The sequence below is a fragment of the Kitasatospora sp. NPDC052868 genome, from assembly GCF_044547105.1.
Taxonomy (GTDB): Bacteria; Actinomycetota; Actinomycetes; order Streptomycetales; family Streptomycetaceae; genus Kitasatospora.
Genome location: NZ_JBITZW010000018.1, coordinates 45,034 through 69,544, shown reverse-complemented (window position 1 = coordinate 69,544; position 24,511 = coordinate 45,034). Strand labels below are relative to the sequence as shown.

General features: G+C 74.2%; 19 protein-coding genes. 14 read left to right on the top strand and 5 right to left on the bottom strand.

Annotation, left to right across the window (positions count from 1 at the left end; genetic code table 11):
* Positions 1-44 precede the first annotated feature (44 nt).
* From ACIGZJ_RS26550 to ACIGZJ_RS26500, 11 genes are all read left to right on the top strand, one after another.
* Positions 45-3,203: an amino acid adenylation domain-containing protein gene (locus tag ACIGZJ_RS26550; RefSeq protein WP_396459571.1), complete on the top strand. Its 3,159-nt coding sequence runs from the start codon at positions 45-47 to the stop codon at positions 3,201-3,203.
* A gap of 44 nt (positions 3,204-3,247) precedes the next feature.
* Positions 3,248-4,360 carry a 4-hydroxyphenylpyruvate dioxygenase gene (gene hppD, locus ACIGZJ_RS26545; RefSeq protein WP_396459570.1) on the top strand — a complete coding sequence of 371 codons (1,113 nt, stop codon included), beginning with the start codon at positions 3,248-3,250 and terminating at the stop codon, positions 4,358-4,360.
* On the top strand, positions 4,357-5,484 hold the full coding sequence (locus tag ACIGZJ_RS26540; protein WP_396459569.1) for an alpha-hydroxy acid oxidase: 1,128 nt from the start codon (positions 4,357-4,359) through the stop codon (positions 5,482-5,484). The genes hppD and ACIGZJ_RS26540 overlap by 4 nt, the downstream gene beginning before the upstream one ends.
* Positions 5,478-6,794, top strand: a complete 1,317-nt coding sequence (locus ACIGZJ_RS26535; RefSeq protein ID WP_396459568.1) for a PLP-dependent aminotransferase family protein — start codon at positions 5,478-5,480, stop codon at positions 6,792-6,794. Before ACIGZJ_RS26540 ends, ACIGZJ_RS26535 begins: the two co-directional genes overlap by 7 nt.
* Positions 6,795-7,067: 273 nt before the next feature.
* Positions 7,068-8,834: an LCP family protein gene (locus ACIGZJ_RS26530; protein ID WP_396459567.1), complete on the top strand. Its 1,767-nt coding sequence runs from the start codon at positions 7,068-7,070 to the stop codon at positions 8,832-8,834.
* A gap of 260 nt (positions 8,835-9,094) precedes the next feature.
* Positions 9,095-9,880: a VOC family protein gene (locus ACIGZJ_RS26525; RefSeq protein WP_396459566.1), complete on the top strand. Its 786-nt coding sequence runs from the start codon at positions 9,095-9,097 to the stop codon at positions 9,878-9,880.
* A 102-nt stretch (positions 9,881-9,982) separates the two neighbouring features.
* Positions 9,983-10,735, top strand: a complete 753-nt coding sequence (locus ACIGZJ_RS26520; RefSeq protein ID WP_396459565.1) for an HAD family hydrolase — start codon at positions 9,983-9,985, stop codon at positions 10,733-10,735.
* Positions 10,732-13,140: a glycoside hydrolase family 65 protein gene (locus ACIGZJ_RS26515; RefSeq protein ID WP_396459564.1), complete on the top strand. Its 2,409-nt coding sequence runs from the start codon at positions 10,732-10,734 to the stop codon at positions 13,138-13,140. The genes ACIGZJ_RS26520 and ACIGZJ_RS26515 overlap by 4 nt, the downstream gene beginning before the upstream one ends.
* Before the next feature lie 140 nt (positions 13,141-13,280).
* Positions 13,281-14,993, top strand: a complete 1,713-nt coding sequence (locus ACIGZJ_RS26510) for a pyruvate dehydrogenase (protein ID WP_396459641.1) — start codon at positions 13,281-13,283, stop codon at positions 14,991-14,993.
* Between the two features lie 79 nt (positions 14,994-15,072).
* Positions 15,073-15,768: a helix-turn-helix domain-containing protein gene (locus ACIGZJ_RS26505; protein ID WP_396459563.1), complete on the top strand. Its 696-nt coding sequence runs from the start codon at positions 15,073-15,075 to the stop codon at positions 15,766-15,768.
* 32 nt (positions 15,769-15,800) lie between these two features.
* Positions 15,801-15,989, top strand: coding sequence for a DUF6126 family protein (locus ACIGZJ_RS26500; protein WP_396459562.1), 189 nt, complete (start codon positions 15,801-15,803; stop codon positions 15,987-15,989).
* A gap of 22 nt (positions 15,990-16,011) precedes the next feature.
* Here ACIGZJ_RS26500 and ACIGZJ_RS26495 read toward each other — a convergent pair whose 3' ends face one another.
* The gene (locus ACIGZJ_RS26495) at positions 16,012-17,436 is read right to left on the bottom strand and encodes a PLP-dependent aminotransferase family protein (protein WP_396459561.1); all 1,425 of its coding nucleotides are present in this window, start codon (positions 17,434-17,436) and stop codon (positions 16,012-16,014) included.
* Between the two features lie 267 nt (positions 17,437-17,703).
* Here ACIGZJ_RS26495 and ACIGZJ_RS26490 point away from each other — a divergent pair, with 267 nt between their 5' ends.
* On the top strand, positions 17,704-18,291 hold the full coding sequence (locus tag ACIGZJ_RS26490; RefSeq protein ID WP_396459560.1) for a hypothetical protein: 588 nt from the start codon (positions 17,704-17,706) through the stop codon (positions 18,289-18,291).
* A gap of 61 nt (positions 18,292-18,352) precedes the next feature.
* The gene (locus tag ACIGZJ_RS26485) at positions 18,353-20,422 is read left to right on the top strand and encodes a serine/threonine-protein kinase (RefSeq protein ID WP_396459559.1); all 2,070 of its coding nucleotides are present in this window, start codon (positions 18,353-18,355) and stop codon (positions 20,420-20,422) included.
* On the opposite strand, the gene ACIGZJ_RS26480 is transcribed toward ACIGZJ_RS26485, so the two are convergent.
* The 3 genes from ACIGZJ_RS26480 to ACIGZJ_RS26470 all read right to left on the bottom strand — a co-directional run bounded on the left by ACIGZJ_RS26480 (position 20,419) and on the right by ACIGZJ_RS26470 (position 22,888).
* The gene (locus ACIGZJ_RS26480; RefSeq protein WP_396459558.1) at positions 20,419-20,946 is read right to left on the bottom strand and encodes an STM3941 family protein; all 528 of its coding nucleotides are present in this window, start codon (positions 20,944-20,946) and stop codon (positions 20,419-20,421) included. The genes ACIGZJ_RS26485 and ACIGZJ_RS26480 overlap by 4 nt on opposite strands.
* A gap of 10 nt (positions 20,947-20,956) precedes the next feature.
* Complete coding sequence (locus tag ACIGZJ_RS26475) at positions 20,957-22,006, bottom strand: hypothetical protein (protein WP_396459557.1); 1,050 nt, start codon at positions 22,004-22,006, stop codon at positions 20,957-20,959.
* A gap of 315 nt (positions 22,007-22,321) precedes the next feature.
* Positions 22,322-22,888, bottom strand: coding sequence for a hypothetical protein (locus ACIGZJ_RS26470; RefSeq protein WP_396459556.1), 567 nt, complete (start codon positions 22,886-22,888; stop codon positions 22,322-22,324).
* Between the two features lie 621 nt (positions 22,889-23,509).
* On the opposite strand from ACIGZJ_RS26470, the gene ACIGZJ_RS26465 reads away from it, so the two are divergent.
* Complete coding sequence (locus ACIGZJ_RS26465; protein WP_396459555.1) at positions 23,510-23,932, top strand: ester cyclase; 423 nt, start codon at positions 23,510-23,512, stop codon at positions 23,930-23,932.
* 87 nt (positions 23,933-24,019) lie between these two features.
* Here ACIGZJ_RS26465 and ACIGZJ_RS26460 read toward each other — a convergent pair whose 3' ends face one another.
* Positions 24,020-24,442, bottom strand: a complete 423-nt coding sequence (locus tag ACIGZJ_RS26460) for a hypothetical protein (protein WP_396459554.1) — start codon at positions 24,440-24,442, stop codon at positions 24,020-24,022.
* Between the last annotated feature and the right edge of the window lie 69 nt (positions 24,443-24,511).

The following is a 24,511-nucleotide window of genomic DNA, read 5'->3' as shown; positions in this document are numbered from 1 at the left end:
GCACGGCCTCCCCGGACCGGGAGCAGCACAAGGAGCAAGCACCGATGATCCCGACACCCTCCGCGGCCGGCGCCACGCACCGCGAGCCGGACCGGCACGGCGGCCTGATCCACACGCTCTTCACCCGGCGCGCGGAGGAGACCCCGGACGCCCGCGCCCTGGTCCAGGGCGCCACGGTGCTGACCTACCGTCAACTGGCCGATGCCTCAGATGCGTTCGCCGCCGACCTGGCCGCGGCCGGCGTCGCCCCGGGCGACCTCGTCCCGGTGCTGATGCCCCGGTCGATCCGGCTGGTGGTGGCCTTCCTGGGGATCCTCAAGTGCGGGGCCGCGTACGCCGCGCTCGACCCCCGCTGGCCGGGCGGGCGGGTGGACCGGCTGGTCCGGCTGATGGGCGCGGGTCTGACGGTCACCGACGGCCCGCCGCCCGCCGGCACCCGGGCCGTCGCGCCGGGCCGCCAAACCCCCGGCCGCCCGGTACCGGTGGTGGAGATCGGCCCGGACAGCCCGGCCGCGGTCTTCTTCACCTCGGGCAGCACCGGCGAGCCCAAGGGCGCGCTGTCCCCGCACGCTGGGACGGTCCGGCTGTTCGAGGACTGCCCCTTCGCCGAGCTGGGCCCGCGGACCGTCATGCCGCTCACCTCGGCCGTCCCCTGGGACGCCCTGACGCTCGAACTCTGGAGCGTGCTGCTGAACGGGGGCTGCTCGGTGGTGGTGGACGAGCCCTACCTGCTCCCGGCCGCACTGCGGGGGCTGGTCGCCGACCACGGGGTCAACTGCCTCTCGCTCACCTCGACGCTGTTCAACGTCTTCGTGGACGAGGACCTTGAGGCGTTCGCCGGCGTCGACCAGGTCTTCGTCGGCGGGGAGAAGGTCTCCCCCCGCCATCTGGCCGCCCTGCTGGAGCGCTTCCCCGGTCTGCGCCTGCTGCACTGCTACGGACCGGTCGAGACCACCCTGTTCGCCACCGTGCACCCGGTCCGCCCCGGGGACTGCGCGCTGCCCGAGGGGGTGCCGCTCGGCACGGCCGTCCCGCGGACCGGCCTGTACGTCCACGACGGCGAACGGTTCTGCGGCCCCGGCGAGACCGGCGAGCTGCTGATCTCCGGCGACGGCCTCGCGACCGGCTACCTGGGCGCCCCGGAGCGGACCGCACGGGCCTTCCCCACGGTGGAGATCGACGGGGTCGCCACCCGGGTCTACCGCACCGGCGACCTGGTGCACCGGACGGCGGACGGCCGGCTGCACTTCGACGGCCGGGCCGACCGGCAGGTCAAGATCCGCGGGCACCGGGTCGAGCCGGACGAGGTGGAGCGGGCCGCCCTCGCGCTCCCGGGCGTCCACCAGTGCGCGGTGGTCCCGCTGCCCGACGGCGCCGGCGGCTGCCGCGGCCTCGCGCTGGCCTTCACCACCGGCCGGGCGCAGCACCCGACCGAGGCCGAACTGACGGCCCGGCTGGCCGCCCGGCTGCCCGCCTACCTGGTGCCGCACACGGTGCTCCGGCTGGACGCCCTGCCGCTCAACCCGAACGGGAAGGCCGATGCGGCCGGGCTGCTGCGCCTGGTCGAGGAGCAGCGGCTGGACGGCCTGCCCGGCGACGGGCCGGCCGACGAGCTGGAGCGCACCGTGGCGGCGGTCTTCGCCTCGGTGCTGGGCGTCGACCGGGTGCCCGTCGACGCGGGCTTCTTCGACCTCGGCGGCACCTCCCTGGGGCTGGGCGTCGTCTGCACCCGGCTCACCGCCTCGCTCGGCCTCCCGCTGCCGGTCTCGGAGGTGGTCAGGCGCCCGAACGTACGGGAGCTCGCCGCGTGGATCGGCCTGCGCACCGCCGAGCGGGGCCCGTCCGAGCCCGAGCCGTCCGAGCCCGGCCCGTCTGGGGACCCGCTGCCGGACCGGCCCGGCCCCGCGGTGCCGCTGCGCGACGCCCAGAGCGTCTTCTGGGCCCGCCAGGCCGCCGATCCCGAGGACCTCTCCGGCCTCTGCCCGCTGCTCTGGCGCCTCCAGGGACCGGTGGACGCCGACGCGCTGGAGGCGGCGCTGGGCGACCTGGCCGACCGCCACGAGGCGCTCCGCTCCGTCTACACGCTGGACGAGGACGCCTACGACCCCGTCCCGGTGGCCGTCCCGCGCCCGGCTCCCGCCGGTGCCGGCCGAGCCCTGCTGCGCCGGCTGCCGCCCGCGGACGGCCTGCCGACCGCGGTCGCCGCCGTGCAGCGCGCGCTGGCCCGGCCGCTGGACCCGGAGGCCGGCCTGGTCTGGCGGGCCGTCCTGCTCCCGCTGGAGGACGGTGCGCAGACCCTGTTCGGCCTGGTGTTCCACCACATCGCCTTCGACGGGCACTCCGAGCCGGTGTTCACCGCCGAGCTGTCCCTCGCCTACACGGCGCGGGCCCGCGGGGAGCGCCCGGTCTTCGCCGGGCCGGCCCCGGGCCTGCGCCAGGTGGAGCGGGAGACGGCCGCACTCGCCGGGCTGGTCGACCTCAAGGCCCAGCGGTCGTTCTGGCGCGACGCGCTGCAGGGCACCCCGGAGCTGCGCCTGCCGCTGCCGACGCCCGGGGAGCGGGCCCCGGCGGACCGGTCCGCCGGAGTGCTGGGCTTCGTCCTGGAGCGCCCGGAGGCGGCGACCGTCGAGCGGCTCGCCGCCGAGCACGGGACGACCGCGTTCACGGTGCTGCTCGCCACCGCCTCGGCCGTGCTGGCGGCCGTCACCGGGCAGCGCGACCTCGCGATCGGGGTGCCGGTCTCGCGCCGGGCCTCCCCGCTGCTCGCCGCCGCCGTCGGCTGCCTGGTGGACACCGTCTGCGTCCGGCTGGACGGCGGCCGGGAGGGCTGGGCCGAGCTGGTCGACGGCACCCGGCGGGCGGTGACGGCGGCCCTGTCGAACCAGGACGTCTCCTTCGCCGAGGTGGTCCGCCTGGTGCGCCCGGCCCGGACCGACCGGGACCCGCTCTACCAGTTCCTCTTCGTCTACCAGGACGCCCCGCCGACGCCGCTCGACCTCGGCCCGGCCGTGGCCGTCCCGGTGCGGCTGCCCGCGGCGGAGGGCGTCTGCGAGGTGGTGACGGAGGTCTGGCCGCGCGCCGACGGCACGCTGCTGGTCGACGTCACCTACCGGGCCGACCTGGTCGCGCCCGGGTTCGCCCCGCTGTTCCGCGACCTGATGCTGACGGCCCTGCGCGACGGCCCGCCGGTCCGGCGGCGGTAACCCGGCCGACGCTCCCACCCCTCCGACGAGCAAGTGAGTCCCCCGTGCTGACAACCCCCTCGCCCGACCGGTCCGCCGACCCGTGCACCGACCCGCCCGCCGTCCCGGACCGGTCCCCGGTCGCCGACGCGGTGATCGACCACGTCGAGCTCCAGGTGGCCGACCTGGCCGCCACCACGGCCCGGCTGACCACCTCCTACGGCTTCGAGCCGCTCACCCCGGTCACCCGCGACGACCGGGGCGGCGAGCACCTCTCGGTGCTGCTGGGCCAGGGCCGGATCCGGCTGCTCGTGGTCCAGGCCCTCGACGCGGACCACCCGGCCCGGGCGTTCGTCGAGCGGCACGGGGACGGCGTCGCCGGGATCGCCCTCGGGGTGGCCGACCCGGTCGCGGTGCACGCCCGGCTGGTGGCCCGCGGCGCGGTCACCGTGGAGCCGCCGACGGTGCGGGACGGCCGGGCCCGGGCCACCGTGGCTGCCTTCGGCGACGTCGTCCACCACCTCGTCCAGCGCGGGGCGGAGGCGCCCGACGCGCGGCGGCCCGGCTCCGGTGCGGTCGGCCTGCGCGCGGTGGACCACTTCGCGGTCTGCCTGCCGACCGGTGGACTGGAGCCCGCCGTGCGCTTCTACACCGAGGTGTTCGGGATGCGGGTGATCTTCGAGGAGAACATCGCGGTCGGCCCGCTGGGCATGAACTCCACCGTGGTCCAGAACGACGCGGGCGAGGTCACCCTGACCCTGATCGAGCCGGCCTCCCAGGCCGAGGCGGGCCAGATCGAGTCGTTCCTCGCCGACCACGGCGGCGCCGGCGTCCAGCACGTCGCCTTCTCCTCCGAGGACATCGTCGCCACCGTCGCGACGATGCGCCGGCTCGGCACCCCGTTCCTGCGGGCGCCGTCCGCGTACTACGACCTGCTGGGCGAGCGGCTGACGCCCCGCCGGCACGGCGCGGACCGGCTCAGGGAGGGCGACATCCTGGTGGACGAGGACCACCACGGCCAGCTGTTCCAGATCTTCACCCGCTCCGAGCACCCCCGGCGGACGCTGTTCTTCGAGGTGATCGAGCGGATCCGGGCGCGCGGCTTCGGCAGCAACAACATCCGGGCGCTGTACGAGGCCGTCGAACTGCAGCGGTCCGCCACGGGGGTCGGGCGGTGAGCGCGCGGCCCGCGGCGCTGTCCGTCACCGACTACGCGGACCGCGCCCGCGCCGTGCTCGGGCGCGAGGCGTGGGACTGGCTGGAGGGCGGGGCAGGGCAGGAGCGCACGTTGGCGGCGAACCGCGCCGCCCTGGACCGGGTCTCGGTGGTGCCCCGGGTGCTGGCCGACGTGGCGTCCTGCGACAGCGGCGCACTGCTGCTCGGCCGCCCGGCCCGGCTGCCCGTTGCGGTCGCCCCGGTCGCCTACCAGCGGCTGTTCCACCCCGACGGGGAGTCGGCCGCCGCCCGGGCGGCGGCGGCAGCGGGCATCCCGTTCGTGGTCAGCACGCTGACCAGTACGCCGCTGGCCGAGCTCGCGGCGACGGGGGCCGAGCTCTGGTTCCAGCTCTACTGGCCGAAGGACGAGGCCCTGCTGCTGCGGCTGGTCCGGGGGGCCGAGGAGGCCGGCTGCAAGGCCCTCGTCCTCACCGTCGACGTGCCGTTCATGGGCCGCCGGCTGCGGGACGTCCGGCACGGCTTCGCCCTGCCGCAGGGCGTGCGGGCCGCGCTGCTCGACGACCCCGGCGCGGGCGCGGCGCACCGCCGGACGGCGCACGCCTCGGCGGTGGCCGCGCACACGGCCGAGGTGTTCTCCGCCTCGGTCGGCTGGTCGGACCTCGCCCGGCTGCGGCGGGTCACCGACCTGCCCCTAGTGGTCAAGGGGGTGCTGGACCCGGGCGACGCCGTCCGGGCCGCCGAGGCGGGGGCGGCCGCGGTCGTGGTCTCCAACCACGGCGGCCGCCAGCTGGACGGGGCCGTGCCGAGCGCTGCCGCACTCCCCGCGGTGGTCCGGCGGCTGCGCGCGGCGGGGTCGGAGCACTGCCAGGTGTTCGCCGACAGCGGGGTCCGCAGCGGGTCGGACGTCCTGGCCATGCTCGCCCTGGGCGCCTCCGGGGTGCTCCTCGGCCGGCCGCTGGTCTGGGGGCTGGCCGCCGACGGGGAGGCCGGCTGCGCCGACGTCCTGCGCCTGCTCGGCGAGGAGTTCCGGCATGCGATGGCCCTCGCGGGCTGCCCCGACCTGGCGGCCGTCGCCGGGCTGCGGACCGCCGCCGACGCCTGCTCCTGCGGGGGCCGGCCATGGTGAGCGGCCCGCCCCCGACCGCGCGGCCCCCCGCGGACCTGCAGCTGGGGGAGCTGCACGGCTCGCTGGCGGATCCGGCGATGAACGCGATGAACTTCCTGAACGAGATCTCCGCCCGGTACCCGCAGGCCGTCTCGTTCGCGGCCGGGCGGCCGACCGAGGACTTCTTCGACCTGGAGGACGTCCACCGCCACCTGCGCCGGTTCACCGGGTACCTGCGCACCGAGCGCGGGCTGTCCGAGGCGGAGGTCCGGCGGACGCTGATGCAGTACGGCCGGACGAAGGGGATCATCCACGAGCTGATCGCCGCCCACCTCGGGGTGGACGAGGGCATCACGGCGGATCCGGAGTCCGTCGTGGTGACCAACGGCTGCCAGGAGGCGATGTACCTGGTCCTGCGCGCGCTCGGGCGCGGCCCGCGGGACGTCGTGCTGGCCGTCTCGCCCACCTACGTGGGGTTCGCCGGCGCCGCCCGGCTCTGCGACCTGCCCGTCCGCCCGGTGCACGGCGGGCCGAGGGGCGTGGACCTCGACGACCTGGCCCGGCGGCTGGCCGAGGCGCGGGCCGAGGGCCTGCGCCCGCGGGCGCTCTACGTCATCCCGGACGTGGCGAACCCGACCGGGGTGAGCATGGACCTGGAGACCAGGCGGGCGCTGCTCGCGGCGGCCGCCGAGGAGGGCCTGCTGCTGCTGGAGGACAACCCGTACGGGGTGTTCGCCGGTGCCGGGCGGCCCCCGTCGCTCAAGGCCCTCGACACCGGCCGCAGGGTCGTCCACCTCGGGTCCTTCGCGAAGACCTCCGTCCCGGGCGCCCGGATCGGGTACCTGGTGGCGGACCAGACGGTGGCCGGGGCCGACGGCTCGGCCGGTCTGCTGGCCGACCGGATCTCCGTGCTGAAGAGCATGCTCAGCGTGAACACCTCGCCGCTGGCCCAGGCCGTCGTGGGCGGCGGCCTGCTCGCCCACGGGCTGAGCCTGCGGGCGGGCAACCACCGCGAGATCGCGCTCTACGAGCGGAACCGGCGGCTGCTGCTGCAGGGTCTGTCGGACCGCTTCGCCGACCGGTCCGACCTCGCCTGGAACAGCCCGGCCGGCGGTTTCTTCCTGGCCCTCACGGTGCCCTTCGACGTGGACGACGCCCTCCTGGAGCACTCGGCCCGCGCGTACGGACTGCTCTGGACCCCGATGTCCTACTTCTACGGCGGCGCCGGCGGCCGCCGCCAGATCAGGCTCTCGTTCAGCGGGCTCCGACCGGAGGAGATCAACGCCGGCCTGGACCGGTTGGCGGCACTGGTCGAGGAGCGCGGCCGCTGAACCGCCCCCCGCCGCGCGGCAGGTCGCGCCAGGTGTCCATCCACCGGGGCGACCTGATGGGGCCCCAGTAAAAATATGACCGGCTTGTATGCTCCGAGAGGGCCTGCTGCGACCGCAGAGGCCCGACAGGGGGGCTGGGGACAGCCGTGGGGGTGTGCTCGTCGGTCATTACGACGTTCGTATGTGCAACCCGGGGGCGGTTTCACCCGTCTCTCTGTGTGCAGTGCGCCCACTCCTGAGGGCGCCGCGTCAGCCGGTGAAAGGTACACACGGATGTCAGGTCAGTGGGGCGAGGGCCCGGGTCGTGGCGAGGACGCGCCCGGTGCGCTCACGACCGAGGGCACCGGCGGGGCCGGCGTGCCGCAGCCACGGGCCGGCGGCCGGGCCGAGGCACGGCGGGCGGCGCAGGGCAGGGGCGGAGCGGGCCGGGGCGGACCGGACGGCGGGGAGCCGGCCACGGGCACCGCGGGCGCGGCCGGCGGCCGGGCGGCGGCGCGCAACAGCCGCAAGCCCAAGAAGAACGTCAAGAAGATCGTCGCCTGGTCCGCGGCGGGCGTCCTGGTCCTGATAGCCGGCGCCGGCGGCGCGATCTACCTGAAGCTCAACGGCAACATCAAGTCCTTCGACGCGGACGCCATCGCCACCGACCGCCCGCCGGAGGCGCAGGCCGACGCGGACGGCAACAAGCCGGTCAACGTGCTGCTGATCGGCTCGGACAGCCGCGGCAAGAACAACTCCGACCTCGGCGGCGGCGAGGACGGCGGCGCCCGTTCGGACACCACGATCCTGCTGCACGTCTACGCCGACCACAAGCACGCCGTCGGCATCTCCATCCCGCGCAACGCCATGGTGGCGATCCCGTCCTGCAAGCTGCCGAACGGCAAGTGGTCCAAGGCGGTCACCAGCGACCTGTTCAACGCGGCGTTCTCGAAGGGCGAGACGGACGACGGCAACCCGGCCTGCACCCAGAACACCGTCGAGAAGCTCACCGGCATCCGGGTCGACCACACCATCGTGGTCGACTTCCAGGGGTTCTCCGCGATGACCAAGGCCGTCAACGGGGTGGACGTCTGCCTGCCGAAGCCGATCTACGAGGGGGACATCAACCCCAAGCTGCCCAAGAAGGGCAACGTCGTCCTGCCGCAGGGCAAGCAGAAGGTCGAGGGCCAGCAGGCGCTCAACTTCGTGCGCCTGCGCCACGGCATCGGCGACAACTCCGACATCGGCCGGATGAAGCGCCAGCAGGCGTTCCTCGGCTCGCTCGCGACGAAGATCAAGAGCCAGGGCCTGAACCCGACCACCCTGCTGCCGCTCGCCGACGCCGCCACCAAGTCGATGACCGTCGACCCCGGACTCGACTCGGTCGAGAAGCTGATGTCGTTCGCCCTGTCGCTGAAGAGCATCGACATGCACGACCTCAAGTTCGTCACCCTGCCCTGGCGTTTCCGCACCCAGGACATGAACATCGACATCGTCCAGCCGGACGCCAACAAGCTCTGGGACACCCTCAAGGCGGACCGGACCATCGACGGCCAGAACGCCACCGGGGAGCAGTCGGCCGCGCCCGCCTCGCCGGAGGCTCCGGCCCCCGCCGCGCCCACGACCACCACCCCCGCCGCGGCCTCCGACACGGGCAACGCGGCCATCAAGGTCGGCGTCTACAACGGCACCACCACCTCCGCGCTGGACGGCAAGGCGACCGAGGCGCTGAAGGCGGCGAAGTTCAACGCCACCAAGATGGGCCCGGCGGCCAGCACCAAGTACGCCACCACGATGATCGAGTACGGCTCCGGTCAGAAGGCCAACGCGGAGAAGGTCGCCGCGCTGTTCCCCGGGGCGAGCGTCAAGGCCGGCTCCTCCGCCGGCATCCTCGTGATCGTGGGCAAGGACTTCGCGGCCGCCAACGGCGGCGCGGCCGCGTCCGCGGCCGGCGCGACCACCCCGGGCGCCGCCGCGCCGGCCGTGCCCGAGCCGCTGCCGTCCAGCGTCACCGGTGCGACCCGCTCGGCGGACGAGGACGTCTGCGAGGACGTCTCCTAAGGCTGGTCCGCCGGCAGGCGGAGCGGCCGGAGCAGGGCCCGGCACGGGCGCGTCCAGGGGCCGCCCGTGCGGCCCGGGCGGGTGCCGGGGTACCCCTCCGGGGCGCCGTCCGGTGGCGGGATCGCGGCGGCCCGGCGATCGTGGGCGGTGTACCCGCCATCCGGCCGTGCGACGGCCACGGCCCGGGCGACCGATCCCGGCGCCCCGACCACCCGGCGCCCGCCGACCGCGGCGGAGGACCACCGCTTGGAGGCACCGCAATGCCCGTAGTCACGTCCCCGTACAAGCCCGGCACCCCGTGCTGGGTCGACCTGATGGCGAGCGACCAGCAGGCCGCAATCGACTTCTACCGCGACCTGTTCGGCTGGCAGGGCGAGGTCGGCCCGCCCGAGTTCGGCGGCTACGCCGTGTGCTCGCTGAACGGCAAGCCGGTCGCCGGGATCATGGCGCAGACGGCCCCCGAGGGCCAGCCCGTCCCGCCGGTCTCCTGGACCACCTACCTGGCCGCCGACGACGCCGACGCCGCCGCCCGGTCCATCGCCGACAGCGGCGGCACGATCCTGTACCCGGTGATGGACGTCGGGACGGTCGGCCGGATGCTGGTCGCCGCCGACCCGACCGGCGCGGTGTTCGGCGTCTGGCAGAAGGTCGACTTCATCGGCGCCGGCATCGTCAACGAGCCCGGCGCGCTGGTCTGGAACGAACTCAACACCACGGACACCGACGCGGCCGGCCGCTTCTACCACCAGGCCGTCGGCCTGCGCCCGGCCACCATCCAGGGCATGGAGGGCTACTACTCCCTCAACGTCGGCGACCGCACGGTGGGCGGCATGCAGCCGACCGCCTCGTACCTGGCGCCCGGCACGCCCCCGCACTGGATGACGTACTTCTCGGTGGACGACACCGACTCCACGGTGGACGCCCTGGTGAAGGCGGGCGGCTCGGTGATCCAGCCGCCGTTCGACATGCAGTCCGGCCGGATGGCCGTCGTCCAGGACCCGCAGGGCGCCGTCTTCGCCGTGATCGCCTCGCCCGACTCCCCGTAGCCGCCGCGCCGCCGACCGCGAGGCCGCCGGACGCCGCCCGTTCCCGCGACGCGCCGCCGGGAATGGGCGGCATCCGGCGCGTCGGCGCGTAAGACTGCACCCATGCTGGGGCTCTCGGACGACATCCGCGCTTTCCTCTTCGACCTCGACGGGGTGCTCACCCAGACCGCCAAGGTGCACGCCGCGGCCTGGAAGAGCGCCTTCGACGCCTTCCTGCGGTCCGAATCCGACCGCACCGGAGGGCAGTTCGTGCCCTTCGACCCGGTCGTCGACTACGACACCCACGTCGACGGCCGCCCGCGCCTGGACGGCACCCGGGCGTTCCTGCGAAGCAGGGGCTTCGACCTGCCCGAGGGCACCGACGCCGACCCGCCCGGCGCCCGTACCGTGCACGGGATCAGCAGCGCCAAGAACGACACGGTGCTGGCGATGATCCGCGAGCAGGGCGTCCTGCCGTACGACGGCTCGGTGGCCTACGTGCGGCGGCTGCGCGCACTGGGGCTGCCCGCCGCGGTGGTCTCCTCCAGCGCCAACTGCCGTGACGTGCTGCGCGCCGCCGGGATCGAGGAGCTGTTCGACGTGGTCGTCGACGGCATCGTGGCCAAGCGCGAGGGCCTGCCGGGCAAGCCGGCCCCCGACACCTACCTGGCCGCCGCCCGGGCGCTGGGCGTCGAGCCCGCGCACGCCGCCGTCTTCGAGGACGCCCTGGCCGGCGTCGCCTCCGGCCGGGCCGGCGGCTTCGGCGCCGTGGTCGGGGTGGACCGCACCGGCCAGGCCGACGAACTGCGCCGCGACGGTGCCACCGTGGTCGTCACGGACCTCGCCGAGCTGATCCCCGGGGAGGAGGGCGCATGAGCGCCGAGCAGCCCTTCGTCGTCGACCCCTGGCAGATCGTCGAACCGGGCCTGGACCTGGCCTCGATGGCCCGGGCCGAGTCGGTCTTCGCGCTCTCCAACGGCCATATCGGCCTGCGCGCCAACCTGGACGAGGGCGAGCCGCACGGCCTGCCCGGCACCTATCTGAACGGCGTCTTCGAACTGCGCCCGCTGCCGTACGGCGAGGGCGGCTACGGCTACCCGGAGTCCAGCCAGAGCGTCATCAACGTGACCAACGGCAAGATCATCCGACTGCTGGTGGACGACGAGCCCTTCGATCTCCGCTACGGCGAACTGCGAAGCCACCGCCGCTGGTTGGACTTCCGCGAGGGGATGCTGCACCGCGAGGCGGAGTGGACCTCCCCGGCCGGGCGGACCATCCGGGTCAAGTCCACCCGGCTGGTCTCGCTCACCCAGCGGGCCATCGCCGCCGTGGAGTACACGGTGGAGGCGGTGGACGGCCCGGTGCGGATCGTTCTGCAGTCCGAACTGGTGGCCAACGAGCAGCTGCCGGGCGGCGCCGAGGGCGACCCGCGCGCGGCCGCCGTGCTGGAGGCGCCGCTGCTCCCCGAGGTGAACCACGCGAGCGCCACCAAGGCCGTCCTGGTGCACCGGACCCGCTACAGCGGCATCCGGGTCGCGGCCGGGATGGACCACGTGATCGAGGGCCCGGAGCGGCTGGACACCGTCGCCGAGAGCGAGGCGGACCACGGCCGGATCAGCGTCACCACGGTGCTGGCGCCCGGGCAGCGGCTGCGGCTGGTCAAGTTCATGTCCTACGGCTGGTCGGCGACCCGTTCGCTGCCGGCCGTCCGGGACCAGGTGGAGGCGGCGCTGACCGCCGCCCGGTACACCGGCTGGGAGGGGCTGGTGGGCGAGCAGAAGCAGTACCTGGAGGAGTTCTGGGAGACCAGCGACGTCGAGATCGAGGGCGACGTCGAGCTCCAGCAGGCCGTCCGGTTCGCGGTGTTCCACGTGCTGCAGGCGGGTGCGCGCAGCGAGGAACGGGCCATCCCCGCCAAGGGGTTGACCGGCCCGGGCTACGACGGGCACAGCTTCTGGGACACCGAGACCTTCGTCCTGCCGGTGCTCACCTACTGTCTGCCGAGCGCCGTCAACCAGGCCCTGCGCTGGCGGCACACCACGCTGCCGCTGGCCCGCGAGCGGGCGGCCCAACTGGGCCTGTCCGGTGCGGTGTTCCCCTGGCGCACGATCCGCGGCGAGGAGTGCTCGGGCTACTGGCCGGCCGGCACGGCGGCGTTCCACATCGGCGCGGACATCGCGGCCGCCGTCGCCCGGTACGTCCGGGCCACCGCGGACACCGGGTTCGAGCGCGAGTACGGGCTCGAACTGCTGGTGGAGACGGCCCGGATGTGGCGCTCGCTCGGCCACCACGACGCCGCCGGCCGGTTCCGGATCGAGGGCGTCACCGGCCCGGACGAGTACAGCGCCGTCGCCGACAACAACGTCTTCACCAACCTGATGGCGCAGTCCAACCTGCGCGCCGCCGCCGAGGCCGCCGGGCGGCACCCGCGGGAGGCCGCCGTGCTCGGCGTGGACACCGAGGAGACCGCCGCCTGGCGGGACGCCGCCGCCGCGATGTTCATCCCGTACGACGAGAACCTCGGCGTGCACCCGCAGGCCGACGGCTTCACCGACCACCAGGTCTGGGACTTCGAGCGCACCCCGCCGGAGAACTACCCGCTGCTGCTGCACTACCCGTACTTCGACCTGTACCGCAAGCAGGTGGTCAAGCAGGCCGACCTGGTACTCGCCATGCAGGTCCGCGGGGACGCCTTCACCGAGGAGCAGAAGGCCCGCAACTTCGCCTACTACGAGCGGCTGACCGTGCGGGACTCCTCGCTCTCGGCCTGCACCCAGGCGGTGATCGCCGCCGAGGTGGGCCAGCTGGACCTCGCGTACGACTACACCGCCGAGGCCGCCCTGATGGACCTGCACGACCTCGGCGGCAACACCCGGGACGGCCTGCACATGGCCTCGCTGGCCGGGGCCTGCATCGCCCTGGTGGCGGGCTTCGGCGGGCTGCGGGACCACGGCGAGGCGCTCTCCTTCCGCCCCCGGCTGCCGGCCGGGCTGATGCGGCTGAGCTTCTCGCTGATGGTGCGCGGACGCCTGCTCGGGGTGCGGATCACCCACGAGGGGACGACGTACACGCTGCGGCGCGGCGAGGTGATCCACCTGCGGCACGACGGCGAGCAGGTGCAGGTGAAGGCCGGCTCCCCGGTCACCCGGCCGACCGCCGTACCGCCCGCCCAGGAGCGCTGCACCCAGCCCCCCGGCCGGGAGCCGGCCCGCCGCCAGCCGCAGGCCGGCGTGGTCACCGGCATGGTCGGCCCGGGGCCGGACCACCTGGCGGCCGAGTAGGGGCCCGCGCGGGCCGGGCCGGTTCACCCGTTCGGCCGCTGTCCGGCTGCGCGGGGGTGCCGGACGCCGGAGGGTGCTGGTGACCTGTGGCAACCGGCGGCCGGTGAAGGAGAGCCCTCGTGGTGAGTGTGGCCGAGCAGATGGTGGAGGTGCTCCGGCAGGCCGGGGTCGAGCGGGTGTACGGCGTGGTCGGTGACAGCCTCAACCCCGTGGTGGACGCCATCCGCCGTGCCGAGGGCATCCGCTGGGTGCACGTGCGCAACGAGGAGGCCGGGGCCTTCGCAGCCGCCGCCGAGGCCGAGCTGAGCGGCCGGCTCGCGGTCTGCGCCGGCTCCTGCGGGCCCGGCAACACCCATCTGATCCAGGGCCTCTACGACGCCCAGCGCAGCGGCCTGCCGGTGCTGGCGCTCGCCTCGCACATCCCGTCCGGCCAGATCGGCACCGGCTTCTTCCAGGAGACCCACCCCGACCGGGTGTTCACCGACTGCAGCAGCTGGTGCGAGCTGGTCTCCACGCCCGCCCAACTGCCCCGGCTGCTGCGGATCGCGGTGCAGCACGCGCTCGGCTCCCCCGGCGTCTCGGTGCTCTCCTTCCCCGGGGACGTCGCGGCCGAGCCCGCCGCCGGGCCGACCGGGTCGAGCCGCTTCCTGACCGAGCAGGCGGTGGCCGCCCCGCCCTGGTCCCAGGTGCAGGCCCTCGCCCGGGCGCTCAACTCCGCCGGTACGGTGGCCCTGTTCTGCGGCGCGGGGGTGCGCGGGGCGCACGCCGAGGTGATGGCGGTCGCGCAGGCCCTGAACGCGCCGGTCGGGCACTCCCTGCGCGGCAAGGAGTGGATCCAGTACGACAATCCGTACGACGTCGGGATGAGCGGTCTGCTCGGCTACGGCGCCTGCCACGAGGCGTTGCACTCCGCCGACCTGGTGCTGCTGCTCGGTACCGACTTCCCCTACGACTCCTTCCTCCCGCAGGCCCGCACCGTCCAGGTGGACCACGACGCCACCCGGCTCGGCCGCCGCACGCCGCTGGAACTCGCCGTCCACGGCGATGTCTCGGCCACCCTGCGGGCCGTGCTGCCCCTCCTGGAGGCCAAGGACGACCGCCGCTTCCTGGACGGGATGCTGGACCGGCACGTCCGCGCGCTGGAGGACGTGGTCGGCGCGTACACCCGGGACATCGAGCGGCACCTGCCGATCCACCCCGAGTACGTGGCCTCGGTGCTGGACGAGGTCGCGGCCGACGACGCGGTGTTCACCGTGGACACCGGGATGAACAACGTCTGGGCCGCCCGCTACCTCCAGCCCAACGGCCGCCGCCGGGTGATCGGCTCCTTTCTGCACGGCTCGATGGCGAACGCGCTGCCGCACGCCATCGGCGCCCAACTGGCCTGCTCCGGGCGGCAGGTGATCGCGATGTCGGGCGACGGCGGCCTCTCCATGCTGCTCGGCGAGCTGCTGACGGTGGCCAGGCACCGGCTGCCCGTGAAGACGGTGGTGTTCAACAACGGCGCGCTCGGCATGATCAAGCTGGAGATGCTGGTCTCCGGCTACCCCGAGTCGGAGATCGACAACGGCGACGTGGACTACGCCGGGATCGCCCGGGCGATGGGCATCCCCGCGAAGCGGGTCACCGACCCGGCGCGGGTGCGGGAGGTGCTGGCGGAGGCGCTGGAGCGGCCCGGTCCGGCCCTGGTGGACGTGGTCACCGACCCGAACGCGCTCTCCATCCCGCCGCACATCACCGCCGCCCAGCTGAAGGGCTTCGCGCTGGCGGCCGGTCGGACGGTGCTCTCGGGCGGGGTCGGACGCATGATCGACCTGGCCCGGAGCAATCTGCGGAACATCCCCCGGCCGTGACGCGGGAGGGTACGGCGGAGGCTTTTGCCTCTGAGGCAAATTTCTTGCCCGAGCGGCACGTGGGGTGTCCACTGGTCACATGACCAGCAGCCCGCCCGGCCCACCCGCCGGGGACAAGCCCGGTGACCGGTCCGGTGACCAGCCTGGTGACCGGTCGGCCGACCAGCCCGTCGAGGGCCGGCTCGACGACCAGGAAGTGGCCGGCCTCGCCACCAGACTGCGCGAGCACCGACTCGGCAGCCGCCTCACCCTGGAGGTGGCGGCAGCCCGGGTCGGACTCTCCCCAGCCTATCTCTCCCGACTGGAGACCGGTCGCCGGCAGCCCTCGCTGCCCGTGCTTCTCGGCCTCGCCCGCGCCTACGGCACGTCCGTCTCCGGCCTCCTCGGCGAGGCCATGGTCGAGCCGGACCCGGTGGTGCGCGGCGGCGTGATCGAGCCGGGCCGGGCCGGCGGCTGGGGCTACCGCCGGGCCGGCGCCCCCGGCCGGGCCATGCAGGCGCTGCGCGTGCACGTCCCCCCGGGCGTGCAGGACGCCGTCGTCCGGGTGCACCCCGGCGAGGAGTGGCTCTACGTCCTCCAGGGGCGGCTGAGGCTCACCCTCGGCGACCGCGTCCACCTGCTCGCGGAGGGCGACTCCGCGCACTTCGACTCGCTCACCCCGCACTGCATCGCCGCCGAGTCGGCGCACGGGGTGGAGCTGCTCTTCGTCCACACCCTGCTGCAGAGCCCCGGTGGCGAACTCTGCCTCGGCGGCGGCCCTGCCACTCCGCACTGACCCTTCGTCAGAACTCCTGGAGGAGATCTCCCATGGCTGATCCCACCACCGTTCCTGCTGCCGTCGCCGTCGCGGCGCCCGCCGACGCCCCGAAGACCGTCGACGCCGGCAAGTGGGCCAACCGCCGCGTCGGCATCCGGGTACTGATCTACATGGTCGCCACGCACGGCTTCGCGGGCTTCCTGATGCTGCTCTTCGAGCTGGGCAACCGGAACAAGTGACCGCTGCTCCTTGCGGTGTTCCTCAGCAGTCGCGCAGCAGCTCGCAGAGCGCGTCGAGCGCCCCGGGGAAGGCGTGGTCCGGCGGGGTGGCGTAGCCGATCACCAGCCCGGGTGGGGCCGCGGGGGCGAGCGCGGGCTCGGAGCGGCTCCAGCCCAGGTTGCCGACGGCCAGGCCGGCGGCTGCGGCGCGCCGCACCAGCTCGGCCTCCGGCGGCGCGGTCGGCGGCAGCCGCAGGACGGCGTGCAGCCCGGCGGCGATGCCCGTCACCCGGACCTGCGGGGCGCGTTCGGCGAGCGCCGCGACCAGCGCGTCCCGGCGGCGGCGGTAGTGCAGGCGGCAGCGGCGGACGTGGCGGTCGTAGGTGCCCGAGGTGATCAGTTCGGCGAGGGTGAGCTGGTCCAGCACCGGGGACATGGTGTCCGCCACCTGCTTGAGCCGGGCCACGGGTTCGACCAGTGCGTCCGGCAGTGCCAGCCAGGCCAGCCGCAGGCCGGGGGCGAGGCTCTTGGCGGCCGTGCCCGCGTACACCACCCGTTCCGGGTCGAGCGCCTGCATGGCGCCGAGCGGCTGCCGGTCGTAGCGGAACTCGCCGTCGTAGTCGTCCTCGATCACGTACCCGTCGTGCTCCCGGGCCCAGCCGACGGCCGCGGCCCGGCGCTCGGCGGTCAGCGGCACCCCGGTCGGGAACTGGTGGGCGGGCGTGAGCAGGACGGCGCCCGGCCGGCCGTCCAGCAGGTCCGTCCGGGCGCCCGAGCCGTCCAGCGGCAGCGGCAGGGTGGCGAGCCCCGCCGCCCGGACGCCGGCGTACAGCGGCGGCAGCCCGTACGCCTCGACGGCCAGCGCGCGGGCGCCGCGCTCGCGCAGGGCGCCGCAGAGCAGGCCCAGCCCCTGGGTGAAGCCGGCGCAGATCACCAGGTGCTCGGGGTCGGTGCGGACCCCGCGCACCCGGGCGAGGTAGTCGGTGAGCGCCCGCCGCAGCTCGATCCGCCCCTGCGGGCTGCCGTAGCCGAAGGCCTCGTGCGGGGCGACGGCCAGCGCCCGGCGGGCGGCGGCCAGCCAGGGGCCGCGGGGGAACAGCGAGACGTCCGGGCGTCCTGGCATCAGGTCGTACCGGGCGGTCGGGTGCCCGGACGGCCCGCTCGGGGCGGGCGCGGTGCGGCGCGGCGCCGCCCGCTCGGCGACCGTGGTGCCGGACCCCTGCCGGGAGGTGAGCCAGCCCTCGGCGGTGAGCTGGCCGTACGCCTCGACCACGGTGTTCCGGGCGATCCCGAGGTCCTCCCCGAGGGCCCGGGAGGACGGCAGCCGGGTGCCGGGGGCCAGCCGTCCGTCCTGCACGGCCTCGCGCAGCGCGTCCTCCAGCGCCGCCCGCAGTCCGCTCCCGGCCGCCCGCCGGCCGGTGAGGTCGAGGTGCAGATCGCCGCCGAAGGCGGTCCAGGAAGTCGTCATGAGGGCCTTTGCGCTGTGCCGCCGGTCGGGCGGTCGGTCCGTAGTCGCACCGGGATTATCGCCCGCCAACCGGTCCGGGCTCTGCGGGCTTCAGGTCCGGGCCAGGTCCGTCGGCTGCCGCCGGCCGCGGGAATCCCCGGACCCTGCCCCGGAGGCGCCGCGCTGCGCTAGATTGCGCCGACCGGACGTGACACCTCGGGGGCGAACATGGCGCGGCCGTACGGGAGTTCGACGAGCTCGGGGCCAGGGTGCCTGGGCCTGTTCGGGATGCTGCTGTTCTCCTCCGTGCTGGGCAACCTGCTCGCGCTGCCGATCGTGCTGCCGGACCTGCTGGCCGAGCAGACGCCGCCGCAGCACGCGGGCCCGCCGCAGCTGGCGGTGCTGATCGGGATGTCCTACGGGGTGGCGCTGCTGCTGGACTGGCTGGCCGGGCGGCCCCGGCGGGAGGCCCGCTGGGTGGTGCCGGTGCGGGCGGTGGTGCTGACCGGGCTCTCCTCGCTGGCGGCGTGGCTGGTCCGGGACTTCCTGGTGCCGAAGGTCTTCGGGCGGTACCCGGGCTGGACGCCGGCGGCGACGCTGGAGTGCGTGGTCGTCGGGATCCTGGCCCTGATCTGGTACGCGGTTGTACGGAGGCGGGCCCAGCACGCGCGGCCCAAGCCGGAGCCGAAGCCCAAGCCGGAGCCGAAGCCCAAGCCGGAGCCCAAGCCCAAGCCGCAGCCCAAGCCCAAGCCCAAGCCCAAGCCGCAGCCCAAGCCTGCTCCCCGCCCCAAGGTGGAGCGCGAGGCGCCGGCTGCGGGCGCGTTTCAGCGCCCGCGCAACCCCCGCATTCCCTACGAGGAGCCGCCCGGCCGGTGAACCCCAACCCGTGGCAGAGGACACGCGGTTACGCTGATCCGGGGGAAGAGGGGGCGACCGCGTGGCGCTGCGGGAGACCGATCCGCGGGTGATCGGCGGGTACCGGCTGGAGGACCGGCTCGGCACGGGCGGGATGGGCGTGGTCTACCGCGCCCGGTCGGCCTCCGGACGGCAGGTCGCCGTGAAGGTGATCCGTCCCGAGCTGGCCGAGAACGCCGCCTTCCGGGCCCGGTTCCGGCAGGAGGTCGCGGCCGCCCGCCGGGTCAGCGGCGCGTTCACCGCCTCCGTGGTCGACGCGGACGCCGATGCCGAGGCGCCCTGGCTGGCGACGGTCTTCATCGCCGCCCCCACCCTCTCCGACCGGGTCGAGAAGCAGGGGCCGCTGTCCGTGGCGCAGCTGCGCTGGCTGGCGGCGGGGCTGGCGGAGGCGCTGCGGGACATCCACCGGGTCGGGCTGGTGCACCGCGACCTCAAGCCGGGCAACGTGCTGCTCGCGGACGACGGCCCGCGGGTCATCGACTTCGGCATCGCCCGTGCGCTGGACGCCGCCCCGCTGACCACCACCGGCTCGATCGTCGGCACGCCCCCGTTCATGGCGCCCGAGCAGTTCCGGCGCGGTGCCGTCGGCCCGGCGACGGACGTCTTCGCCGTGGGGTCGGTCCTGGTGTACGCGGCCACCGGGCGCGGACCCTTCGACGGGGAGGGGGTGCACGCGATGGGCTTCCGGGTGGTCTTCGAGGACCCCGACCTGCGCGGGCTGCCGGTGGAGCTGCGGCCGCTGGTCACCGCCTGCCTCGCCAAGGAGCCCGCTCGACGGCCCACGGTGGAGCGGCTGCTGGCCTGGGCGACGGGCGAGGCGGAGCCGCCCGCCGAGGTGTCCGCCGAGCCGGACCGGCCGGCCGTGGCGACCGTCCTGGACACGCCGTACCCCGAGGTCGCGGACCCGCCCGTGCCGTTGCCGCCGCTCCCGGTGCTGCCGCCGTCCCGCCGGCCTGCCCGGCGCCGGACGGCCCTCCTCCTCGGCGCCTCGGTGATCGCCGCGGCGGCGGTGGCGCTCACCGCGGTGCTCAACGGGCCCGGTCGGCCGGGCGAGGGCGAGGGTGCGGCGAACGGTGGTGCGGGGGCGGCCGGTTCGCCCGTCGCGTCGGGCCAGCCGGCGCCCTGCGGTCCGCTCGGTCGGGTCCAGATCGGCGGGGACGGCCTCCAGGAGGACGTCATGGACCGCTGGATCGTCGACTACATGAAGATCTGCCCGGGTGCGGAGCTCGCCCATGACAGCCTCTCCGCGGGCACCGGGTTCCAGCAGTTCCTGTCCGGCTGGCCCGATCTCGCCTTCACCGACGTGACGTTGACGTCGCGTCAGGTCGGGGACTCGGCGCGCCGCTGCATCGGCGGCCGGGCCGTCCAACTGCCGCTGAGCGTCCTGCCGATCGCCGTCGTCTACCGGCTGGCGGGCGTGGACGCCCTGGTGCTGGACGCGGCCACCCTCGCGCAGATCTTCGACGGCCGGATCACGCTCTGGAACGACGCGAGGATCGCCAGGCTCAACCCGCAGACGGTGCTGCCCGCCGCCCGCATCACGGTGCTCCGGCCCTCGAACGACTCGTCGACCACGCTCACCTTCACCCAGTACCTGGCCACGGCCGCGCCCGACGACTGGGCGCACCCGCCGGCCAGGTCCTGGCCGATCCGGGGCGGGCAGCCGGCCCCGGCCGGTGACCTCGCCCGCGAGGTGACCGGGACGGACGGCGCGATCTCCTTCGTCCCGGCGGGCGACGCCCGGCAGTTGAGGACGGCCCGGCTGGCGACGGGTGCCCCCGCGCCGGTGGCGGTCGACGCCGACTCGCCCGGCCGGGCGGCGGGCGCGGCCCGAATCGTGGGCAGCGGCGCAGATCTGGCCCTGGACGTCGACTTCACGACGAGGGTCGAGGGCGCCTACCCGATCATCCAGATCGGCTACGCGCTGGTGTGCGACCGGGGCAACGTGGCGGACGCCCTGCGGGCCCTGCGCCCGTTCCTGGTGTACGCGGTGGGCGCGGACGGCCAGCGGTCGGCGGCCGCGCTCGGATACGGCACCCTGCCGCCCGCCCTGGCCCAGAAGGTCCGCGCCGCCGTCCAGACCCTGGCCTAGGGTTGGACGACCAGCCGCGGGTGGTGGCGCACCATCGCCGCCAGCACGTCCTCCAGGCCGACCGGCAGGGTGTTCGCGGAGATGTTGGCCGGGCCGTACCCGAGGCCCCGGTTGGCGGAGGCGGTCGCGCGGACCAGCCGGGGCGCCCGGGTCAGGTACCCGGCGGGGTCGTGCAGCAGCAGCTCGATCATGCGCTGGTGGGCGTTCCTGACCCGGATGTCGCGGATCCGCACGGCGCCGATCTCGGCCCAGCCGATCCGGCCGAGCTGCACGTGCTCCAGCCCTGCCGAGTCCAGCACCAGCTCCGGTCGGCCCTGCACCAGCCGGGCCAGCAGCAGCACGGCGCAGAGGCCGAAGAACAGCACCGCGGCCGCCCCGACGACCACGTTCTTCACCCCGTCCTGCTGCAGCAGCAGGACAGCCCCGACCGCCACGAAGGCGATCGCACCGAGCAGCATCAGCAGCGTCCGGCCCTTGGCGGACGGGTACACGGTCGGCGGGAGCGCCGCAGTCTCGTCGTTCACGCGGCACAAGCTATGCCCCGTCCGACAGCAGGTGTGCGCCGGGGGTGCGGATGGCCAGGAGCCGGGTGAACTCGGCGTGGTCGTCCGGCGATCCGGGGGAGTCGGGCCAGGGTTGCAGCGCCCGCAGGGCGGCGGCCAGGCCGGCGGCGAGCCGGTCCGCGGGTGAGTCCGCGGGGCCGCAGGGCGGCCGTCGGGAGGCCAGGCGGGCGGCGAGCCACCCGGGGCTCGCCCAGCCGTCCCGGAGGGCCCTGGCGGCCGTCCGGCGCAGCAGGTTGCCCTCGGGGACGGCGCGGGCGGCCTCCTGGAGGCCGGGCGGCAGGTGGTCGGCCATCCGGTCCCAGCCGGAGTGGTCGGGCAGCGACGGGGGCGGCGGCGGTGGCGGCGGAGGTGGTGGCGGTGGTGGCGGCGGTGGTGGGGGTTCGTCGCTCGCGCGCGGAGGGGTCACTGTCACTACAACAGCAACCATCTCCTGTTCCTGGTAAGAGACTTCTTGGTTGTGTCCGCACGTGCGGATCAACGAGCCCTCACGTGCGGACCTGCCCGACTCCGCACGTGCGGACTCGCTCTCGCCGCGGCGCTGCCTGGGCAGCACCGCACGTGCGGACTTACCGGCGGCGGAGCAGCGGAGTTGTTCCTGCTTGGTCCGCCGGGTGTCGGAGCGCAGCACGGCGAGGGCGGCGTCCCAGTCGGGTTCACCGCCGAGCGGCAGGGTGACGGCGTAGCCGCGGACGCGGGCGCCGGAGGGGCCGGTGAGCAGGGCCATCAACCCGGCGGCCTCGGCCGCGCGGTAGAAGCCGGGGACGGAGTCCTTGGAGACGCGGCAGGCCCGCGCGAACCAGAGGTTCGAGGGCGGGCGGTGCAGGTTGGTGCCGTCGGCGTCGGCCTTCTGTGCGGCGTGCATCAGGAAGAGGACGAAGGACGGCCCGAGCGACCGCCAGGCCCCGCCGGTGGGGAGCGACTGCATCCACTGCCCGAGCCTGAGCCGGAACTCGTTAGCCGGCGGCGTCCCGGTCGGCCGGGCGAGGGCGATCATGTCGGCGGTGAGGGGAGCGACGTGCACGTTCAGCCTTTCGGGGCCGATGCACGGGCAAAGTGGGGGAAGGCGTCCACCTGAACCGCCACGCTGCTGGCATACTGGCCCTGTTGTGAGGAACAACGTGCGCGGCATCGACCGCCAAGTAGAAGCGTGCGCGTTGAACATCGATGGCCGCCACCCGAGTTCGGGTGGCGGCCATCGAATCTTACGCCAGAAGAGCAGCGGATTTGACGGACAGTCATGAATCCGTCACGGGCGGTGGGGATGTTTCGATCAGTGTCCGAGAGCCCGCGGTGAAGGCGGATCCCGCGGATTGATCACCGCCTGATGGGCCTGACCCTAGAAGGGCCACACCGGGCACCACGGCGGGATGTACTGGCCGGGGTAGGGCGGGCCCCACGGCGGGCACTGGTACGGGTTGGTGGCGGGCGGAGCGGAGGTCCAGAGGATCTTGCCGTTCTGCTCGACCGCGATGGCGCCCTCGTTGTAGATGGTCAGCTCGGCGCCGGGGTGGTTGGCGGTCCCACTGGACCACAGCGGGGTGTTGTCGGCGGCGTAGACGACGAGGTTGCCGTCGCCCTGCATGGCCAGGATGTTGCCGTTGGGCATGGCACCGCGGGCGACCCAGATCGGGGTGGTGTCGCGGTACAGGACGACGTTGCCGTCGCCCTGCATGGCCAGCAGGATGTGGCCGTTCGGCGAGTACCAGGCCTGGTTCCTGGAGAGCACGCTGTTCATCGGGATGCGGGTGGGCGCCGACAGTGCGGCGGCCACGGCGGCGGGCGCCGCAGCGGCCGACGCGAGGGTCGGCGCGGGGGCGGCATGGGCGACACCGGTGGCGAGGGTGCCGAACCCGATCGCGACGGCGGCCGCGATGGCGGCGGCTCGTATGCGGATACTGGTCATGGGTGGACTTCGGATCCTTCCGGACGTGGCAGGCGCACGGGACTGCGCATTTGATGGCGCGTCAGCCAGTGCTTGAGCGCCGCACGTCAGGCTAGGACAGCCGAAGCGGAGGTCAGGGGCAGATCCACCGGCAGATTGATCTCGCCTGATCCCAGGCGTTCCTGGGGACCTTCCCCCATGACGTGGTCTGGACGTACTGGATACCCGGCCAGCAGCTCCGATCGGTGGCCGTCATCTCCTGCCCCCGGACCTTCAGCGCCACCAGTGAGACACCCCCGCCCTGCCCCCTGCGGCGGGGCTGACCCTTCGACAAGATCGGTCGCCGTTCATCCCCACGGGTCGGCCTGATGCGTCTCCTCCGGCCGGGAGCCGAGCTCAGCAGCACAGTCCTCTCCGTGTGTCGCCCTCCCCGCAGCATGTGGGCAGCGGTCCACCCGCTCGCCAGACGTCGAGCTTCAGGCTCGCCGGGCCGGGGGCTCCGAGGGCGTTCCGGTCGCGTGGCTCGGCCGGGCGTTCCTGGGGCCTGCCTCGAAAGTGCCGGCCACGAACGTGTGGACGGGCCCGTGGATCAAGGTGATTAGGATCCGATGACTGACAATCGATTAGACGGGGGTCTCAGTGGTGGATCACAACAAGAAGGTCGTTCTGGGCTTCTTCGAAGCGGTCGGCGACCGGCGACTCGCGGACCTTCCCCGGTTCATGGCGCACGACGTCGTGGACCACAACAAGATCATCCATGGGGAGGTCGACGAGCCGGGCTCTGCGTTCGAGGGGCTTCGTCAGCAGTTGGTCGCGTTCGAGCCGCTCACGGTCCGTGTGGACGAATTGATCGGCGAGGGCGACCAGGTGGTCGCTCGCGTCACTCAGCGTGGAGTCCACGATGGAACCCACCCGCGCATGCCCGAGCCGACTGGCCGGAGCTTCGAGAACGAGGCGATCTGGATCTTCACCCTCACCGAGGGCAAGATCACCGAGATCCGCGCCGTGAGTGACCGTCTCGGCCTCTTTCTCCAGCTCGGATGGGAGTGGCCGAAGGCTGAGTAGCCGTGCGGTGATCGTGCTGGCCGCAGGCGCTCGTTGGTGGCTGCGGCCAGTGAGGACGTTCCGGCCGCAGGGCTCGGCTGTTCCGTTCTAGCCCTTGACGTACCAGGGGGTGACGAAGCCCTTGTGGGTGCGGTCGCGGGACCAGGTGGTCCTGCCGTCGGAGCCGAGGGCGTTGATGGTGAAGTTGAGGTCGTTGAGCTTCTTGTTGAACGTCACCTTGCCGGTGAAGTAGCCGCCCAGGGAGATCCACTCGGCGTGGTTGGTGGTGCGGAACCAGACTGCGTGGTCGAGGCCGATCACGAAGTCGACCCAGTCGCCGCTCTGCAGCGGCCAGGGGCTCTCGCCGTCGCCGTAGGCGCCGCCGCAGTAGAAGCTGCCGCCGCTGAAGCCGAGCTTGCTGGTGCAGATCTGGGCGTCCTCGGACTTGCCGGCGGCCTGGGCGGGGGTGGCGAGCAGCCCGGCGGTGGCGAGCAGGGCGAGGGTGGCGACCGCGGTTTTGATCTTGTTCATGGGCACCTCGGAGGGGGAGGGCGGGCAGGGGGCGGCCGAGTACTGGCGGCCTTCCCGCCCATCCTCCGC

Bases quoted from the DNA above. Each gene is read 5' to 3' on its own strand.
- ACIGZJ_RS26515 (WP_396459564.1), top strand. From the start codon at position 10,732: ATGAGCGCCGAGCAGCCCTTCGTCGTCGACCCCTGGCAGATCGTCGAA.
- ACIGZJ_RS26550 (WP_396459571.1), top strand. From the start codon at position 45: ATGATCCCGACACCCTCCGCGGCCGGCGCCACGCACCGCGAGCCGGAC.
- ACIGZJ_RS26530 (WP_396459567.1), top strand. From the start codon at position 7,068: ATGTCAGGTCAGTGGGGCGAGGGCCCGGGTCGTGGCGAGGACGCGCCC.
- ACIGZJ_RS26460 (WP_396459554.1), bottom strand. From the start codon at position 24,442: ATGAACAAGATCAAAACCGCGGTCGCCACCCTCGCCCTGCTCGCCACC.
- ACIGZJ_RS26500 (WP_396459562.1), top strand. From the start codon at position 15,801: ATGGCTGATCCCACCACCGTTCCTGCTGCCGTCGCCGTCGCGGCGCCC.
- ACIGZJ_RS26470 (WP_396459556.1), bottom strand. From the start codon at position 22,888: ATGACCAGTATCCGCATACGAGCCGCCGCCATCGCGGCCGCCGTCGCG.
- ACIGZJ_RS26505 (WP_396459563.1), top strand. From the start codon at position 15,073: ATGACCAGCAGCCCGCCCGGCCCACCCGCCGGGGACAAGCCCGGTGAC.
- ACIGZJ_RS26490 (WP_396459560.1), top strand. From the start codon at position 17,704: ATGCTGCTGTTCTCCTCCGTGCTGGGCAACCTGCTCGCGCTGCCGATC.
- ACIGZJ_RS26495 (WP_396459561.1), bottom strand. From the start codon at position 17,436: ATGACGACTTCCTGGACCGCCTTCGGCGGCGATCTGCACCTCGACCTC.
- ACIGZJ_RS26520 (WP_396459565.1), top strand. From the start codon at position 9,983: ATGCTGGGGCTCTCGGACGACATCCGCGCTTTCCTCTTCGACCTCGAC.
- ACIGZJ_RS26525 (WP_396459566.1), top strand. From the start codon at position 9,095: ATGCCCGTAGTCACGTCCCCGTACAAGCCCGGCACCCCGTGCTGGGTC.
- ACIGZJ_RS26535 (WP_396459568.1), top strand. From the start codon at position 5,478: ATGGTGAGCGGCCCGCCCCCGACCGCGCGGCCCCCCGCGGACCTGCAG.
- ACIGZJ_RS26510 (WP_396459641.1), top strand. From the start codon at position 13,281: ATGGTGGAGGTGCTCCGGCAGGCCGGGGTCGAGCGGGTGTACGGCGTG.